Below are 21,092 nucleotides of genomic sequence, written 5' to 3'. Positions count from 1 at the left end.
GTTATCTGTATAAAGTAAAGTGTCCAACAAACTCTCTTGCATCTTTCTCGTCATTTAGTTTAAGAACATACCAGTAATCACCTGTTGGTAATTCGGCACCGTTATATTTACCATCCCATTTTTGACCATAGTGATATTTGGCTATTACACGACCGTATCTGTCAAAGATTTCGAATGTTAAGTTGTTGTAAATATTTGTACAACCAGGACCCCATTCGTCAAACTGACCGTCTCCGTTTGGAGTAAAGTGATCCGGTACGCAAACATCAACATAAATCATCGGAACAACTTTTGTTACCTCACAACCATTTTGATCTCTAACTATTACTGTATAATCTCCAGATTTGTAGATTTTGTATTTGTTGTCTGATGTAAATGGCTCACCGTTGAAGCTGTATAGGTAATCTGGTTTTCCTCCAACTCCTTTAACTTCGATTACGTTCATTTCAGTTACTCCAGCAGAAACTATAGTTAAGTCCAGCTTAGCAAAACCTTCAATTGTAAACTCTTGTGTTTCTAAAATACAGCTATTAGTGTGTCTTACAAATATTTTGTGCGGACCAGGAACAAGATCTTTAAATTCGTTCTCAGCCTGATAAGGACCAGCTATATTATCCAGTGCATAGTCAATATCTGCAGGGTCGATTGTTGTATCTAAAACATTTACTGTTACTGTATTAGTTTCACAACCATAAACCACATCTACTTCAGAAGTTAAATCAACCGGCAGTGGTACATCAACAGAAATCTCGAAAGTACAGCCATTAGCGTCTTTTACGTACACTTTGTGATTACCGCCTTTGATGTTATCAAACGGATGAGGTATTACTGTAACTGGTTCGTAAGTTCCATTTTTATCATCTAAGCTTACTGTATAAGGTGCTGTACCTCCTACAATATCGATTGTAAATCCACCATTAGAATCATTTAAGCATTCCTCTCCGTGTATAGATCCAGGAGTTACACCCACAAATAATGGAGTAGCTGGTCCTGTAACTTCAACTTCCTGCATAAACGGACATCCGTTTTGATCATTGGCCAGGATTATGTATGTTCCTACTTCTAATTTGTCAAATACTCCAGTATCGAAATATTGATCAGATCTTGGTGAGATAGAATAAACATAAGCTCCTGTACCACCTGCACCCACTACTTCGATTCTACCTGTTTTCTCTCCAAAACAGTATACCGGAGTAACTGTTACTGTAGCCGTAAATGGTGTAGCTGGCTGGCTGATAATAATTGCTGCCGATGTTTGTGAACAATCTTCGCTATCAACTTTTACGCTGTAAGTTCCTGCAACAAGATTTTCGAATCTGTCTTCTGGTTGAGGTCCTGCAAGAACGTTTCCGTTATTATCATATAAAGTATATTGATAGCTTCCTAAACCTCCTGTTGCTTTTGCAACAATTACGGCACTATTGTCTCCTGTACATTTTACAATTGCATTAGTTTGATCTAATGTAAGAGTCAATGGCTCTAAAGGATCAATTTTAATATCATTTGATACTACGCTTACGCAACCTTGAGCATCTTTAACATAATACTTATAAGAACCAGCAGTTACATCAAATGTTACCGGAGTAGTAAATGATCCAATCACTGTTGCAAAACTAGCATCGGTACTGTATGTATATGGACTTGATCCTCCTACTGCACTCAATGTAAGCTGCGCTAAAGTTGTACATGCTAAGCCTTTTGATTTAACTAAAGTTGCTTTAACCTCTGTTGGCTGATCAATGATGATGTTACCAGAAGTTGCAGAACAATTAAATCCGTCAGTTACTGTTACTGTGTAAGTTCCTGCACCCAAATCGGTAAATACCGGAGATGCCTGTGGACCTGAAGAAATAACCGGATTGGCAGAAACAACATTTAAAGTATATAAATAATTACTTCCCTGACCTCCTGTTACGCTTGTTACAGTAATGCTACCAGACGTATCTCCAAAACATGTTAACATAACATCTGGTGATGTTGTAATAACGATTGGAGCAGGAACAACTAATGTTGCAGTTGTAGTTGCGATACAATCATTACCGTCTTTAACATTTATTGTGTAAACACCTGCAGATAATCCAGAGAAAACAGACTGATCAGAATAATCGATCAATGTTGTTCCGGCTAATACTAACTGGTATTGGTATTTACTATCCCATCCTCCAGTTGCAACAGCTGTAATTATACCATCATTGTTACCTGTTATACAAGTAATGTCAGATTGTGTTGTTACTACTGTCAACGCTGCAGCTGGCTGCTCTATTGTGAACAATGTTGTCACAGTACATTCTGGATTGTTAACCAATTTTGCAACAACTGTATATTGACCTGCAATTAAATTAGCAATATTAAATGGACCGGCATTTGTTGTAGTTCCTGTAAGTGTAAGAGGACCTGTGATTGTGTAATCAAAAGCACCTGCATCATTTGTTGGAACCAATTGGTTGTCTACAAAAGTTAAATCTACACTTCCGTCAGTTGTTCCGAAACAGATTTTTGCGTTTGCTGAAACCGCTTTAATTTCGAAAGTATTAGGATCATTTACATAATGGATTTTCTCAATTGTACATCCTGTAGCAGGATTTTCAACTTTAATTAAGTAATCTCCAATTATTAAACCTGTGAAAACACCATTTGTATTTGTTTGGTTATAAGTATTACCATTCATACCTGTTACAGTATAATTTAATAGTACCGGTGTTCCTCCTGTTGATGTTACAGATACTGTAATATCCTCATTAGAAATACATGTAACAGCTGTGTTTACAGCAACATTTACAGCATCTAAGCTAATGAACGGATCTATAGTAACCGGTGCCGCAGTAGAACCTATACAACCATTATCATCATAAACATTTACAGTATAGTTACCTCCTAAGAAGTTTGATTCGCTATAAACATTTGATGAACCTGTTTGAACTATTACTCCATTTTTAAGGAATTCGTAAGTAATATAATTTCCTGAACCACCTGTAACTGTGCTTACTGTAATAGTAGCAAAATTTGAAGTGTTTGTTCCTGATGCACAACCATATTGTGCAATTACCGGAGCAGCGACAACAATTGGCTGAGGCTCAGTAATTCTGATATCTTCAGAATCCACACAACCTCTTCCTGATGTAACCGTTACTGAGTAATCTCCAGCTTCAAGATTATCAAAAACATTTAAAGTCTGAGCTGGTCTGTTAACAGCAACACCTAAAACTGTTGTTCCTGTTAATGTATAAGTATAAACCGGGTTATCATTTACACCTGCGCCATTTGGAGCAATGTTTGTCGTGATAGATCCGTCAGCAAAACCTTTACATGATACATTTTTACCAGTTAATGTTAATCCTGTAATTATAGTTGCAGGAGCAATTTCAACTGTAACATCAAATGTACATGTTGTAACTATGTCTCTTACTCTAATAATGTGAGTACCCGGAGCTACATTGTTAAATACTGTAGGAGTAGTTGTAAAAGTAACACCTCCGTCTAAAGTATATTCGTAATTAGCAGTTCCAGATCCACCTGTAGCAGTAGCTGTGATGATACCGTTATTAGCTGTACAGCTTGGTAATGCTGTTACAACTGCGTCAAGTTGTAATGCTGGTGCAATATTTACAGCAGCTGTTGCTGTAGCTTCACAACCATTAGCATCACGTACAGTTACATCATAAGTTCCTGAAGGCACTGTGAATGTTGGACTGCTTTGGAAACCATTTCCAATGCTGTACTCATAAGGAGCCATTCCTGAACCTACACTTACTGTAAATGTGAACTGACCTGTTGGTGAAGGACACTGACTTGCAACAACCGCAGTGATAGCAGTTGGCAATGGATCTACAGCAATTACAATTGGAATAAATGTTTCACATCCTTTTGAATCAAGAACATAAGCATCCCAGTTCAAACTTACAGCCTGATCTAAAACAGCACTATTGCTGTTTGTGTAATCTGCTGCTGTAGGAGTTGTTCCACTTACAACAAATGCATATTTATAATTTGGAGTTCCTCCTGCAGCTGTTACACTAACCTGAGCTCCTGTGTTGCAATTTGCATTAATACTAGTTGATGTCAATGTCAATGCAGATGGCTGACCAACGGTTACAGAAGTACTTGCTCTACAGCCTGTTGTTGTATCCACTACTTCAACTGTATAAGTACCAATTGTTAAGTTTGTTAATGTTACAACTTTACCAGCCTGAGTAAGTGTTCCTGTAGTTGGACCACCTATTAGAGTAGCTGTATAAGCACCTGTAACTTTATCAATATCAAATTTAACTGAACCATCTGCGCCACCGTTACAGCTTACATCATTTACCAATTGACCTGCAATAGTAATATTAGCTAATGGATCAACAGTATAATAAGCATCATCTTTACAACCATTGGCGTCAGTTACCTGAAATAAGTACGTATCTGCCGTTAAGCCTGTAAATATACCGTTGGCTGCTCCTGAAATATTTCCAACTGCACTTGCAGGAGAAAGAATTTCATAATGTAAAGGAGCAACACCGTTCGAAACAGCTATAGTAACTGTACTTGTAGTGTTTGCAGCCGGAGTACACCAGATTGGTGTTCCTGTAATAGTGTCAATTGTTGGCGGATCTAAGGCCGGAACTACAACATCAATTGGTGTAGCAATGGTACAGTTGTTAGCATCTTTTACATACACTGTAACTGTTCCTGCATTAAACGTTGTAAACGTATTGGTTGAACTGTAATTTGATCCTCCATTGAAACTGTATTGATAAGGAGCTGTACCTGTTCCTGCTGTTACATTAACTGTAATAACGGCTGGCTGGGTAGCATTTCCTGTACCACAGGTCAAACTCTGCGTTAACACTGCTGTTGCTGCAAGAGCTGCTGGTTGAGTTATAGTCGCTGTTACAATTACAGAAGTACACTGTTTGGCATCTCTTACAACAATGTTATAAGTTCCTGCAACTAATCCTGTGAATATATTAGATGTTTGGAATGTTCCTCCGTTATTAATACTGTATTGGTATGGTAATACACCATCTGCTGGAGTAACAATAATACTTCCGTTGTTTCCTCCTATACAACTCACATTTGTTTGAGTAAATGTTGCTGTTGGAGTTGTTATTGGTGATACTATTACCGGCATAGAAAGTGACTGACATCCCTGACTGTCTGTTACTCTGAAAGTATAAGTTCCAGGAGCAGTGGCAGTATAAGGTGATGTAGCAGCAGTATATCCGCCTCCATTAAAGTCAACTTCGAAACCTGCATAAGTAAGAGTTCCCTGAGTTGCTAATAATGTAATAGTTGCTGATCCTGCACAATCTAAATCTTTTGTCAGAGTAGCTTTTAATAATAATTCCTGATTTAATGTATATGGGCTTGATACGATACAACCGTTACCATCTTTGATATAGAATGTATAGTTTCCTGGTGCATTCAACACAAAGTTAGGACTTGCCTGGTATCCGTTTCCAATACTATATGTTGGAACTCCAACATAAGTTCCAGTGATTGTAATTGGCACTGGTCCTCCAGTGTAGCAATATAATCCTGCAGATGAATTAATTGTTGGTAATGGGTCTGTAGCAATTGTTAAATCATACTTAGCAGTACAACCGTTAACATCTTTTACATATACATCCCATTGTGTATTTACAGTTGGGCTTAGAACTGCATTGGCACTATTTGTATAGTTACCAGCTACAGGAGTAACTCCGTCCTGAACAAATGCATACACATAATTAGGTGTTCCTCCGGTTGCAGTTGCTGAAACTTTTGCACCGAAATTACAATTTGCATTTATTGAAACTGCAGATACATTTAATACTGGTGGCTGAGCAACAACAACAGAAGCCTGAGCCGTACAACCTGTTATTGCATCTGTTACCTCAACTGTATAAGTTCCCGGTACCAAAGCTGTAACATTTACTGTATTTCCTGTTTGAACTAATGTTCCTGTTCCGGCAATTAATGCAGCTGTGTAACCTCCGGCATTATTAGCAACTGTGAATCTCACAGCACCATTTCCGCTTCCGTTACAAGTTACATCACTTACTAATGCACCTGAAACTGTAATATTAGTAACTGGTTTAACAATATAAGATTCCTGATAAGTACATCCGTTAGCATCTGTTACCTGGAACAAGTAGGTATTAGGTGTTAATCCTGTAAATACAGCACTTGCTTGTTTAGCCACTGCAACAGGAGAAAGAATCTCATATTGAAGTGTACCCACACCATTAATTACATTACTAATTGTAACTGTACTTGTAGTGTTTGCAGCCGGAGCACAATAGATTGGTGTTCCGGTAATATCCATGTTTGTCGGTGGATTCAATACCGGGACAGTAATCGTAACTGGTGTTGCAATGATACAGTTGTTAGCATCTTTTACATAAGCTGTAATTGTTCCTGCATTAAACGTTGTAAACGTATTACTTGTACCATAATTTGCTCCTCCATTGAAACTGTATTGATATGGAGCTGTTCCTGTTCCGGCAGTAACATTGATAGTAATAGTTGCTGCCTGAGTGGCATTTCCTGTACTACTACAAGTTAATCCCTGAGTTAGAACTGCCGTTGCTGCAAGAGCTGTCGGCTGTGTAATTGTAGCCGTTACTGCTACTGATGTACATTGTTTAGCATCTCTTACAACAATGTTATAAGTTCCTGCAACTAATCCTGTGAATATATTAGATGTTTGGAATACTCCACCGTTAATACTGTATTGATATGGTAATACACCATTAGCTGGAGTAACAATAATACTTCCGTTGTTTCCTCCTATACAACTCACATTTGTTTGTGTAAATGTTGCTGTTGGAGTTGTTATTGGTGTTACTACCACCGGAATAGAAAGTGACTGACATCCCTGACTGTCTGTTACTCTGAAAGTATAAGTTCCAGGGGCAGTTGCAGTATAAGGTGATGTAGCAGCAGTGTATCCGCCTCCATTAAAGTCAACTTCGAAACCTGTATAAGTAAGCGTTCCCTGAGTTGCCAATAATGTAATAGTTGCTGATCCTGTACAATCTAAATCTTTTGTAAGCGTAGCATCTAATCTTAATTCCTGATTTAATGAGTATGGTCTTGATACGATACAACCGTTACCGTCTTTGATATAGAATGTATAGTTTCCTGGTGCATTCAATACAAAGTTAGGGCTTGCCTGGTATCCGTTTCCAATACTATATGTTGGAGTACCAACATAAGTTCCAGTGATTGTAATTGGCACTGGTCCTCCAGTGTAACAATATAATCCTGCAGATGAATTAATTGTTGGTAATGCATCTGTAGCAATTGTTAAATCATACTTAGCAGTACAACCGTTAGCATCTTTTACATAAACATCCCATTGTGTATTTACAGTTGGGCTTAGAACTGCATTGGCACTATTTGTATAGTTACCAGCTACAGGAGTAACTCCGTCCTGAACGAATGCATACACATAATTAGGTGTTCCTCCGGTTGCAGTAGCTGAAACTTTTGCACCGAAATTACAATTTGCATTTATTGAAACTGCAGATACATTTAAGACTGGTGGCTGAGCAACAACAACAGAAGCCTGAGCTGTACAGCCTGTTATTGCATCTGTTACCTCAACTGTATAAGTTCCCGGTACCAAAGCTGTAACATTTACTGTATTTCCTGTTTGAGCTAATGTTCCTGTTCCGGCAATTAATGCAGCTGTGTATCCTCCTGCATAATTAGCAACTGTGAATCTCACAGCACCATTTCCGCTTCCGTTACAAGTTACGTCGCTTACTAATGCACCTGAAACCGTAATATTAGTTACCGGAGCAACAGTATATGATTTTTGATCTTTACAACCATTATCGTCTGTTACTTCGAATAAGTATGTACCAGGAGCTAATAAAGTAAATATTCCTGATGAAGCTCCCGAAACATTTGTTGTTGCACTAGCTGGTGATAAAATTGCATAAGCTAAAGTTCCAACACCATTTGTAGTTGTAATAGTAACAGTACTTGTTGTACTGGCTACAGGATTACAATAAATAGGTGTTCCGGTAATATTTGTTATAGTTGGAGGGTTTAATGCCGGGATGTCAACTCCATTTACCAAAGTAAATATACATCCGTTAGCATCTTTTACAAGAACATTAAATGTTGTTCCTGCAAAAGCCTCATAAGTATTTGTACTTGTATAAGTAACACCATTATCGAAACTATATAAATAGTTTGGAGTACCATTTGAAGCTGTTACAGTTACCAAAGCTTTTGTTGGTACATTTCCTGTAGCACAAGTCAATGGAGTTGTAAGAACTGAAGTAGCAGTTAATGCTGTTGGTTGTGCAATAGTTATTGGTGCACTTGGGAAATCACAAGATTTATTATCTCTTACTGTGATGATATAAGAACTTCCTGCAGCCAATCCTGTAAATACATTTGAAGTCTGGAATGTACCACCATCTAATTGATATTGGTAAGGACCAACTCCAGAAGTTACATTAACTGTAATTGTACCGTCTGATCCTCCAAAACATTTAACAGCTGTTTGTGCTGTTGTGAAAATAGTAGCTGGTAATGGATCTAAAGTAATAGTTGCAGTAGCCTGACATGATGGTAAAGGTATCTTAGCATCAGTTACTCTGAACACATAATTTCCTAAAACACTTGTTGAAAGAGTATTTGAAGGCATAGTCGTAAAACCACCTCCGTTTACAGAATATTCGTAAGTGTAAAGTGTATTATATCCACCTGTTGCAGTCAAAGTAATTATTGCATTTGGTGTAACTGTACAATCTAATTCTTTTGTTAATGCAGCAGTTAAAAGTAATTGCGGCTTAACTTCATAAGTACTAGTTGCAGTACAACCATTACCATCCTTAATTACTAAATTATAAACGCCCGGAGCATTAAATGTAAAGTTAGGGCTTGTTTGGAAAGTACTTCCATTAACACTATAAGTAGCAGCACCTACAATTGCCGGATCAACAGTTCCGGAAATTGTTATTGTGAATGGGTTACCATCATAACAAATTGCAACAGGTGCCGCGATTGTTGGGTCAGCATCTCTGTTTAATGTAATTGAAGCAGGTTTAATACAACCATAAGCATCTTTCACATAAGCAATATAGTTTCCAGCATTTCTGTTGAAAGTATTAGCCGCAGCCCAACCAGCAGATGCAGCCGTTGGAGCCGGATCTGTAGCAAGCAATAATTGATATGTATATGGGGCAGTACCATCTTTTGCAATAGCAGTTATAACACCAGAATTAGGGTTACAATTTGCGTTTTTAGAAACAGAAGCTGTAATAGATAAATCAATTGCAGATTCAGTAATATTAAATGGAGCAGTTGCAATACTACATCCTGCATGCGTAGCACCGGCTGTTTCTTTTACTACAACAATATAATTACCAAAAGGTAACGGACCAAAATTAGTAACATTCAATGTTCCGTTTGCAGGAACAGATCCTGTACCTGTAATTCCGGTTGTAACTAATGTTTGTGAATTGAATATCTCATAGCTAACCGGAGTTGCTGATGGGTAAATACTTGTAATTGTAAATGATACGTTTCCATTAGCGCTTCCTTTACAAGTAACATTATTCGCTACAAGCGCACTTGTAGTTAATGTTGAATTTGTTGGGATAGCGAATTCAGCTGTTTCATAATAGTAACAACCTGTTCCAGCATCGTGTACGATGAAAGTATATTTAACACCTGGCAATAAGTTTGGTATCGTTGTTTTTTTACTTCCCGGAGTTCCCAGAACGTCTTCATCATACCATGGTAAAGCAGTTGGAGCAGTATAAGTCATTCCCGGACCTGTGTACACAGCAAAATGAAATGGGCCATTACCTGTAATATTGGTAGATGCTGATCCAATTGCAACTACAGCAGAACCAAGGCTAGAACAATCTGCAGGTGGTGAAATAACTGTAATATCCAAATCTTCTGGTGGAGATGCCACTAGTACATTTTGAATTAATACAGAACATCCATTAAAATCTACTACATTAATTTGGTATAATCCAAAATCAACAACATTGAAACTTACAGAAGTAGTTCCAAGATTATTTAATTCAGACTGATTATATCCATTAACACCAGTTACGAAATAGTTGTAAGGACCAACTCCTCCACTAACACTATCAACAATTACAGAACCTTTAGAAACTCCTGCACCATTACAAGTGATTGGCACTGCATGATGAGCTACAAGAATAGCTGCCGGTTCAGCAATATTTATTAGGAATGTATCTGTACATCCTTTAGCATCTGTAACAGTAATTATATAATCTCCTGCTGCTAAACCAGATGTTTGTGTACCATAGTTTACACTAGTTGTGTTATTAAATACATTATATACAAATGGAGCTTGTCCCAGAGTATTATTAATAGTTATAGAAATAGCTGCATTCGTATCACCATGACAAGAAATAAACTGAGTCTGAACAACATTTGTAATATCCGGATTAACTGGAGTTGTGATGATAATTGGAGTTGTAGTTTCAAAACTACATCCTCTTGCATCCGTAACTCTGAAAGTATAACTTCCGGCAGCCATTGTATTGAAAACATTTGAAGCCATCGCTGTATATACACCAGATTCCTTAGATTCATAAGTGTAAGGAGCCGTTCCTCCATTTGCTGTTAAAGTAACCTGAGCAGCAGTAGGGATTGAACAAGTAATGTTTTTATCCAACACAGCTGTTAATCCTAACATACTATCAACAATAACAACGTTACTGTTAGCAGTACAACCGTTACCGTCTTTAATTCTAACAGTATAAGTTCCAGGAGTAGTTATTGTGAAAGTATTACCTGCCTGATATGAAGCTCCATTGTTAATGCTATAAGATAATGGCGCTACTAATCCAACTCCAGGAGTTGCAGTAATAGTATAAGTTCCAACTCCAAAACATTGACCTGTAGCCGAAGCTGTAACTGTAGGAACAGCATCTTTGGTAATGGTAACATCTAATTTAAATGTACAACCATTAGCATCAATTACGTGAACATCCCAGTTTAAACTAACTAGTGGATCTAAGTTTGCTTTGTTGCTGTTTGAATATGTTCCTGCCGGTAAGCCGTCCTGTACAAATGAATATCTGTAAACCGGAGTTCCTCCTGCAGCAGTAACAGTAACTTCTGATGTTGAAACAAAACAGTTTGCGTTTACGGTAGCATAAGTTGCTGATAAAGCGGCTGCCGGCTGATTAATAGTGATTGAGGCATTTGCCGTACATCCTGTTACTTCATCCGTAACAACGATAGCATATGGTCCTGCAACCAGGTTTGTCAGGTTAATTGTTGGAGAGGTCTGTGCTGTAACAGCTGTACCTCCGTTAATTGTATAGCGATATGTCGTACCGAAACCAGAAACACTATATCTGATAGATCCCGTGTTTCCTCCGTTACATAATGCATCGCTTAATTTATTACCCAAAACAGTAACCGGAGTAACTGGCTGAATAGTATAAGATTCTGTATAATAACATCCGTTTGCATCTGTTACTTTAAACATATAAGTACCAGGCGCAAGGTTTGCGAAAGCATTCGATGTTTGTTTTGCAACAATCACTGGTGATGGTGCAATAGTTTCATATTGTAAAGTTCCAACTCCATTTACAGCTGTTAATGTAACAGTTGTAGTAGTAACTAAACAAGTTACATTTGGAGCAGCAAAAGTTAAATCTGTTGGAGGGTTTAATCTCAATAGAGTTCCTGAACCAGAGATTGTACATCCTTTTGCATCTTTAACGGTATAAGTATAAGGCTGGTCAGCTCCGTTATCATTTAATGTTAATACATTATTTGATCCGAATCCTCCGCCGTTAAAACTAAATTGGTAAGGTGAAGTTCCTGTTCCTGCAGTTACATTAACAGTAACTGTTCCTGCAACTTTTCCATTAGAAGTGTTACATGAGAATGGAACTGTAACAGCGGTTGCTGCTAAAGTAACTGGCTGTGTAATTGTCACAGCTACTGATCCAACACATCCTTTACTGTCTTTTACATAGAAAGTATAAGCACCTGCAGCCAATCCTGTGAACGTTGGATTTGTTGTAAATCCTGTTGTAGCATTGTTGCTATAAGTAAAGTTTCCTGATCCACCGGCACCTGTAAGTGTCACTGAACCATCTAAAGCTCCATTACAACTAGCATTTGTCTGAATAGCTGTAACTGTTGGATTTGTAATTGGGTCAACAGTAACTACTGCAGTTTTTGTACATCCGTTTGCATCTGTTACAACAAATGTATAGGTATCTGCATTGGCAGGTGTAACTGAATATGTAAATGTTGGTCCGGCAATCGGAGCACTTGACGCACTTGGCGCACCAGCACCTTTTTGAACAGTATAAGTAAATTGACCTCTACCTCCACCAATTGTTACTGTAATAGTAGCATTTGGAGTAGCAGAACAATCTAATTCTTTTGTAACGGTTCCTGCAGCTGTTAACTGAGGATAAACAATTGTTGCTGCCGGAGCAGAAGCAATACATCCGTTTTTATCTTTTACCGAAATAGTGTAAGTTCCTGCAGCAACATTAAATACATTTGAAGTCTGGAAATTTATTCCGTCTTTACTGTAAGTTAATGGAGCTAATCCTGTTCCTGTAGCAGTAATTGTAAATGTGCTTGAAGAACCAGTGCATTGGTTGTTCACCACTGCCGTAACTGAAGGCATTGCATCCAGAATAACTGTAGCAGTAGATTTGGCAATACAGCCATTTGCATCTTTAACGTATACATCCCATACTAAGTCAGCACCAGAATTAGTATCTACTGTTAGTATATTACTATTCCCATAAGCCGATGATGGCACGGTTGATGGGCTTTTCGCGAAAGCGTAAGTATAATTTGGAGTTCCTCCAATTGCTGTAATTGTAATTTGTGAATTATCATTATTACAATTTACGTTTGTAGCAACAGCAGAAGTGATTCCTAAAGCAACTGCTGGTTCACCAATAGTAATGCCTGCAGTATTTGTACATCCTGTAGCTGTATCAGTAACTGTTATTGTATAAGTTCCAACAGCAGCATTTGTCAAGGTAAGAACATTACCTGCTTTTGTAATTGTTGCTGTATTTGGAGATAATGTATATGTATAAGCTCCAACTGTTGCATTACCAGAAACGGTATAAGTTCCAGATCCTGTGTTTCCTCCTTTACATAAAACATCACTTGTTTTATTTCCTACAACTGCAATCGGCGTAACCGGATTTACAACATAGGCTTCTGTATAATAACAACCGTTAGCATCTGTAACTCTAAATGTATAAGTTCCAGGTGCAAGGTTTGCGAAAGCATTTGAAGTTTGTTTTGGGATAATTACTACCGAAGGAGCAATTGTCTCGTAACGTAATGTTCCAACACCATTTACAGCTGTTAAGGTAACAGTTGTTGTTGTTGCATTACAAGTAACCGCTGGTGAAGTAAAAGTTAAATCTGTCGGTGGGTTCAATCTCAATAGAGTTCCAGAACCTGTAACCGGACATCCTTTTGCATCTCTTACAGCATATGTATATGGCTGGTCTGCTCCGTTATCATTTAATGTCAATACATTAGTTGAACTGAATCCGCCTCCATTAAAACTATATTGGTAAGGTGAAGTACCTGTTCCTGCAGTTACATTAATTGTAACTGTACCTGCAACTTTTGCATTAGAAGCATTACATGAGAACGGTACTGCTGTAACTGTCACTGCCAAAGTTGTTGGCTGACCAATTACAACTGGTACAGAACCTGTACATCCTTTACTGTCTTTTACATAGAAAGTATAAGAACCTGCTGCTAATCCTGTAAATACAGGGTTAGTAGTAAATCCTGATGTAGCATTGTTGCTATAAGTGAATCCGCCAGATCCGCCAGCACCTGTAAGAGTTACTGAACCATCTAAAGCTCCGTTACAACTAGCACTAACCGGAACAGCTGTAACTGTTGGGTTTGTAATTGGGTCTACTTTTGTTACTGCAGTAGTCTGACATCCGTTTGCATCTGTAATAACAAATGTATAAGTATCAGCATTTGCCGGAGTAACAGAGAAAGTAAATGTTGGACCTGCAATTGAAGCACTTGGTGCACTTGTTGCTCCAGCACCTTTTCTTGAAGTATAAGTAAATGGTCCTTTTCCTCCAGTAATTGTTACTGTAATAGTAGCATTTGGAGAAACTGAACAATCTAATTCTTTTGTTACAGAACCAACAGCAGTTAATCTTGGATAGATAACTAATGCAGCAGCTGTCGTAGCTGTACATCCGTTTTTATCTTTTACTGTAACAGTATATGTACCTGCTGTAACATTAAATACGTTTGAAGTCTGGAAATTTGTTCCGTCAATACTATAAGTCAACGGAGCCAATCCTGTTCCAGTCGCCGTAATAGTGAATGTATTTCCAGAACCTGTACATTGATTATTATTAGTAGCTGTTACAGTTGGTAAATTATCATTAACAATAGTAACAGTTTTTTTAGTTGTACAGCCATTTACGTCTTTTACATAAACATCCCATACTAAATCAGCACCAGAATTTGTATCTACTGTTAAAGTAGCACTATTCCCATAAGGCGATGATGGTACGGTTGATGGGCTTTTCGCGAAAGCGTAAGTATAATTTGGAGTACCGCCTGTTGCAGTAACTGTTATTTGCGAATTATCATTATTACAATTTACATTCGTTGCGGTTGCAGTAAAATCAACCAAAGAACCTGGCTGAGTTAATGTAATCGAGAATGTAGACTGACATTTTGTTAATCTGTCTGTTGCTGTAATTGTATAAGTACCTGCTGGCTGAGGAGCAGTAACATTTATTACTGTAGTTGTTTCAGAAACGTTATTTTGTTGCTGAATAATTGTTCCTCCGGCATTTGTTATAACATAATCATAACCTCTGTTTTTAACACCACTTACTGTATACTGAAGTGTTCCTGTTGCTCCATTACATTGAATATTAGTTAACGCTGAACCAGCAGTTATAATATCTGGAGATCCTTTTACGGTATAAGGTACTGTGAAAGAACAGCCTGATTTAATATCAGTTGCCTGAAAAACATAATTACCTGGTGCTAACGATTTAAATTCACCATCTGAATTTGAAGCACTATTATATCCTGCAGGACCTGAAATTATCTGAAAACGAATTGGCGCAGAAATATCTGTTTTTACTGCGGCAATGTTTACGTGACCGCCAGGAGGAGTTGTAGAACAATCGTATCCGCTATCTGTTATGGTAATGCCTGTAATTCTGTCTAAAGCAGCAATTGTAACCGATAATGGCCCGAACTGGCAATTATTGGCATCTCTGATATATGCTGTAACTACACCACCTGTAGAAGTAGAAAATGTATTTGTACTGGTAAAATTTGTTGTTCCGTTGAAACTATAAGTATAAGCACCTGTTCCTCCGGCACCATTAACAGTAACAACTGCAGGTGTAGTACCTGTACCGTTACACTGAAGTTCTGTAGCACTTATTGTTCCTGATACAGCAGTTGGCTGAGTTAATCTGATAGTAGCACTTGCAGAAGTACATCCTTTACTATCTCTAACCAAATAAGTATAATCAATATTTGGACTTAAGTTAGAATATAAAGAAGTTGATGACCATCCTGCATTATTAAAATTATATTGATATCCTCCTGAACCACCTGCTCCTATTAATTGTACACTACCGTTTGTTAAACCGTTACAAGTAATTTGTGTTGGAGTAGCAGTAACTGTAGGATTTGAAATAGGGCTAATGGTTCCACTAACAGTAGTAACGCAACCTTTTGAATCTGTAATTTCAAAAGTATAAGTACCTGCTGTAGTAGCTGTGTATACAAAAGAAGTTCCGGTTACTGGTATGCTAGAACCGTAAGCTCCTGTTCCTCTTTTAACTTTATAAGTAAATGCACTTGTTCCACCCGTAATGGTAACTGTAATTGTAGCATTTGGTGATGTTGTACAATCTAATGTTTTAGAAATTGCTGCACTACCTTTTAATTCTGGTGCAATAACAATATTGCTTACTGTTGCAGTACAATTGTTACTGTCTGTTACCACAACACTGTGAGTACCAGGTCCAACATTTGTAAATGTATTAGAAGTTTGAGCAGGCGCACCGTCTAAACTATAAGTCAACGTTCCGCTTCCTGTAGCTGTAACTACAAGTGTAGACTGATTTGTTGTATCATAACATAAATCTGAGGTCGCTGCCAAAGATGCCGTTGGCAAATTTGGAGCATTGATATCAACACGTACTGAAGCCGGAGATGAACAAGAATTAGCATCTCTTGCTACTACTGTGTAAGATCCCGTAGCAATATTAGTAAATACGTTTGAGGTTTGAAACGGAACTACTACCGTAACACCATTTAATTGTCTTAACTCGTATTGATAATTAGGTGTTCCTCCAGTAGCTGTTGCTGTAATAGAAGCACCATTTGTACAAGTTGGCTGTGCTGTAACCTGAGCTGTAACCGTCAATGCTGATGGAGCTTTGATTACTTGTGAGAATGGGAATACACAACTAGATGCAGAAGAATCAAAACGAACTCTTATTGCATATGTTTTATCTGATAATCCTGTAGCTGTTACCGGAGATACTTTTGAGTTAACCCAGGTTACACCATTATCTAATGAATAATCAAATCCGTATGGAAGATTAAAGTTTTGAGCTGCAATAGTAATTTCTCCATTATTAGAACCCGCACAAGTCAAATCTTTAAATCCTGTGATAGAAGCACTAAATGCTTTATTACTGTCAATAACAATAGGGAAATCTTTTTGGCTAATACATGATTTTGGAATCTGACGAACCCAGATATCATCAATAACCAAGTCATTTCCTGCATAATCAACACTTCCTGAACGAATTCTGAATGTTAAGTTTGTATTATTACCCGGGTTTAATGAAAGGTTAATCGGCACCCATTTTGTTCTGTTAGGATCATTTGCAGCTTCTGCGATTTTTCCTGTATCTTGTGTAGCAACAACAACACCAGCACTATTAACTAACTCAAATCTAACGATTGGAGCAGCACCGTTAACACCCGTGTTTAATAAATTGGCAACATATAAATCAACCATTACCGGCTGATTAGGAATAACATCAATAATTGGTTTACTATATAAAATTCCGTAAGGACCTGCTGCAGAACCAATATTTACTAATAAATATCTTCCGTTTGCATCAGCTCCATTAGTAGTATGATCTTTAAATTGATACCATGCTGTGTCATTTCTCCAGAAGAAGCTCGTTACAGAGTACTGGTTATCTTCAACAGAACGAGTTGGAGTTCCGTTTAGAGAACATGTATAAGGTGGATTAACTCTCTGGTCATTGAAACAATAAGCTGCTGCAATACCAGGTGAAGTTGTTGTTCCTCCTGAACCAAAATTTTCTAATAATAAGTTACTGTATGTTGGTACAGAAACTAAATTATATTTTACGCTAACTGTATGTGATCCAGAAGGAACATTTAAAAATACATTTGGAGGCGTATTTGTATTTAATACATTATCTAAATAATACTCGTAAGAGTAATTTGCTCCGCCATTATTTGTTACAGTAACTGTACTTGTTGCTGTTCCATTACAATTAAATACAGGAGCGCCAACAGCAATTGTAGGATCAGCTGGTTTTGGATCTAAAACTACTCCAGGCATACTGTATACACAACCTTTTGAATCTTTTACATATAGTGTATAAGTTCCGGGAGCAACATATGCTTCATTAGATGGACCATAAACATTTCCTCCGTCAAAACTATAAGTATATGGAGGCGTTCCTCCCTGAGGATTAGTAATACGAACCTTACCAAATCCGTTTCCAGAAGGATCACAACCTGCTAATTCTGAAACCCCCGCAGATGCTGATAATGCGTTTGCTGGTTCTGTTATTGTAATAGGAATAGCCGGATCTGTACAAGTTGTTCCTAATAAAGTATATCTAACTACAATATTATAAGTACCTCCTGAAAGGTTACTAAAAACTGGGTTAGTAGTAAATGCACCACCATTAATACTATATTCTAAAGTATATCCGTTTGCATTTGTTACATTAACAGTAATCTGTGTTTTTTCACCACTACAATTAATATCTGTTTTTGTTACCGTATAAACCGGTTTTGGATTTGCTGTAACAGTAATAGATGTTGAAGCTGTACAGTTATTAGAATCTACAACCTGAATATCAAATTTACCCGGAGCAGTAACAACAATTTCATTTGATGTCTGGAAAGTCGTAGATCCGTTTATGAAGTAAAAATAAGGGGCAGTTCCTCCTGTTGGTGTAATAACAATTTTTCCGTCGCTGCAAGAAGTTAACGGAACTGTTAAAGCGGCCGTAGCAGTTATTGCTGCAGGAGCAGGTGCTAAAGCTTGTGTGTCTACAATTTTACAATCACTTGTAACTGTATTTCCAGCTATAGTAATGTTTCCGGAATATACTTCGATTGTATAAGTTATTCCAGGATTTAAATTAGGGAATATATAATTGTTATCAGCAGTTGGCCCAAAACTGTTTACCAGTGTTGCTCCATTATATATTCTATAATAATATTGTGCGTCTACATTATTTGCAACAACAGCAATAGATCCTTTATCACCATTACAAGTAGCATTTACTACATTTTTAGTAATAGTAAGATCTCTTTTTCTGATTTGGATACCCGGAATAGTAAAATCACATGGATTTGTAGTAACTCCTATTTGTCTAATGTGAACTGTATAATAACCCGGAGTTGTTATTGGAAAAATATTGCTTGTCTGGTATGCACCAATTGCACCATTTGGATCTGTGCTAAGCGCATATTCATAACCAGTCGGAACACCTCCTACAGTAATGTTACCATTTTTAGAACAAATTATATCAGTATGAGTTTCTGTAGCATTTAGTTTGTTTTCATAAACATTAAAATAAAAACGGTTGAAACAAGCACCTGTATAATTTATAGTCAAACGATATTGTCCAGCTGTATTTGCCGCGTAATCAGGACCAGTAGCAACCTGAACCCATCCCGTACAGTCTTTATCTTCGTTTGGACAAAGTTTATTATTGCTTGGACAAATTGCTGTGTCGAGCCTTTCCCAAACAATTGATGAAGTACTTTCTGTGATGTTCGTATTAATAAGTTTTGACGCATTATTTCCGCATAAGAAAATATTTGGCAATGGCTTTCCTGTGTCAGGACAGGTTACTACCTGATCTGCAAAAGGAATTACCGGGTTTGTTGCAGTGTTACCAAAACGTGTTACCACAAACTCCTGATAGATTGATCTACAAGGTGCTGCAGCTAAATTGTATACATAATAAGTTCCCGGATTTTTAACGTTTAATGTCTGTCCGCTTCCAATTTGTACAGTATGGGCTGCATCGCTATACCAGGTATAATTTGTATAACCATTTGCTGCAACCAAATCTACATCGTCCTTACACAAGGTAACATTTGACGAAAATTTACAACCGTCAACACCAACTAAGAAGTTAGTAGCTTTTGGAACTAAAAGACAACCCGTATTGGTATTCACACTCGGGTCATCAGAAATAGTAAAAGTTGTATTTGTAACACCTTTATAAGTAGCATAAGCAGAGTTGTCAATACTATTAGAACAAGCTTCGCTCAACATACTACAATCAGGAACAACTTGTACTTTAAAACTAATAACTGTGTTCTTTTTGTTAAGCCCTGATCTTACAAGACTATTAGCAACATTAAAAACAATATTTCTTGTAGTAGGATTATAACTCTGAACTGTTACGCCTGTTGGTAAAGTATTAAGATCTGCCGGATAATTAAAAATAATATTTATAGGCAGTTGATCTCTAATCGTAAAAGAAGTAGCATCATCATTACCTGTATTTTCAAAACCTATTTCATAATTTAACTTCTGTCCTAATGTTACATTCTGACCACCGATATTAACTCCGCTTTCATTTTTAACAATCTTAGTTAAAACAATCTTAGGCTCAATAATTTCGACGTTAAATGCATTAAAGAACAATCCGTAACCATCACCGCTTGTTGTCAGTTTTAACTGTGCAGAGGTATCATTATTTTTTATGACACTACCACCGGGGAACGCTCCAGTAGCGGGGTTGGGTACATTTAAAATCCCTGCTTCAAAACCAAGCGTGTTTCCACTCGCTGGATTCCTGTTAGTATAAGGACCATTTGTATCATTGATTGTACTATTAAAAAAGTTATTTACAGGACGTTCGGTTGTAGAGATATCTGTACCATTAATAGAATAACGATCGCCTGTTAAGTTAACATCTCCTTCTAATGCTGCAAAAGCCAATTTTGCTTTTACCCCTCCTACCGGAATGGTTTTAAAACCAGAAATATCATATGTTACAGGTCCGCTTGAAGCCTGGATCCATCTGAAACCATCAAAGGTTGTGATATATTTTGCAGACGACTTAGGATCTTCGTAAACAATGAATAAATTCCAACCCGCAGAATATCCACCATTAATAGTCCCTCTTGCAGCTATAATATTTGCTGCAGTATAAGTTCCCTCAGGATTTGCTAATCCCTGTACTAATGATGTTGCGTCATAGTAATAGGCATAAGGCATCTGATCGCCGTTCGAAGTTGTCGGATAGTAATCATATATTAATGACCCCGTAATATTATTATAGGTAGTCTGACCAGGAAGCTTAAATTTAATCGAACCTAAATTAGCACGATTTACAGTTCCATTATCAACAGCACCTTTACTATAAATACCAGCCCAGTACAGTCCTGCATAGACAATTTTATAACACTCTCTACTAGCAGTTGGGATAACTAAATTAGCCGAACTCGAACTAAAAGTAGTATTATCACTATCGACATCAACATACTGCATGTCAAGGTCATTATTATTTTTATCAGTTGCATTGAAGGCATTGTTTGGCCGTTCACCATTTCTGATATCTCTATTCAAAATATTATTTCCTATCAAAAGCATATCACCCTTTAAACTCTGATCAAATCTGGAGGTGAAAGGTTTTTGAGCGAAAACAATAAAACTTTGTATAAAAAATAATACAACTAAAATTGATTTTAATGTAGTAGGTTTTTTCATAGTATTACGGTTTCAGTTTAACTAACTATCTCTCTGAAGGGGCATTCAAAAAAACAATATGTAATCTTAATTTATTTTTAACTTTTTTAATATGTAC

1 protein-coding gene is annotated in these 21,092 nt (G+C 37.3%); it reads right to left on the bottom strand.

Annotated elements, in window-relative coordinates; translation table 11 throughout:
- Position 1: 1 nt before the first annotated feature.
- On the bottom strand, positions 2 to 20,995 hold the full coding sequence (locus JOD96_RS03770; protein ID WP_209562931.1) for a T9SS type B sorting domain-containing protein: 20,994 nt from the start codon (positions 20,993 to 20,995) through the stop codon (positions 2 to 4).
- Positions 20,996 to 21,092: the final 97 nt, after the last annotated feature.

The organism is Flavobacterium sp. 1355, from assembly GCF_017833415.1.
In the GTDB taxonomy this organism is placed as follows: Bacteria; Bacteroidota; Bacteroidia; order Flavobacteriales; family Flavobacteriaceae; genus Flavobacterium.
The sequence above is the reverse complement of the archived record's forward strand: the minus strand, read 5'-3'. Positions and strand labels throughout refer to the sequence as shown.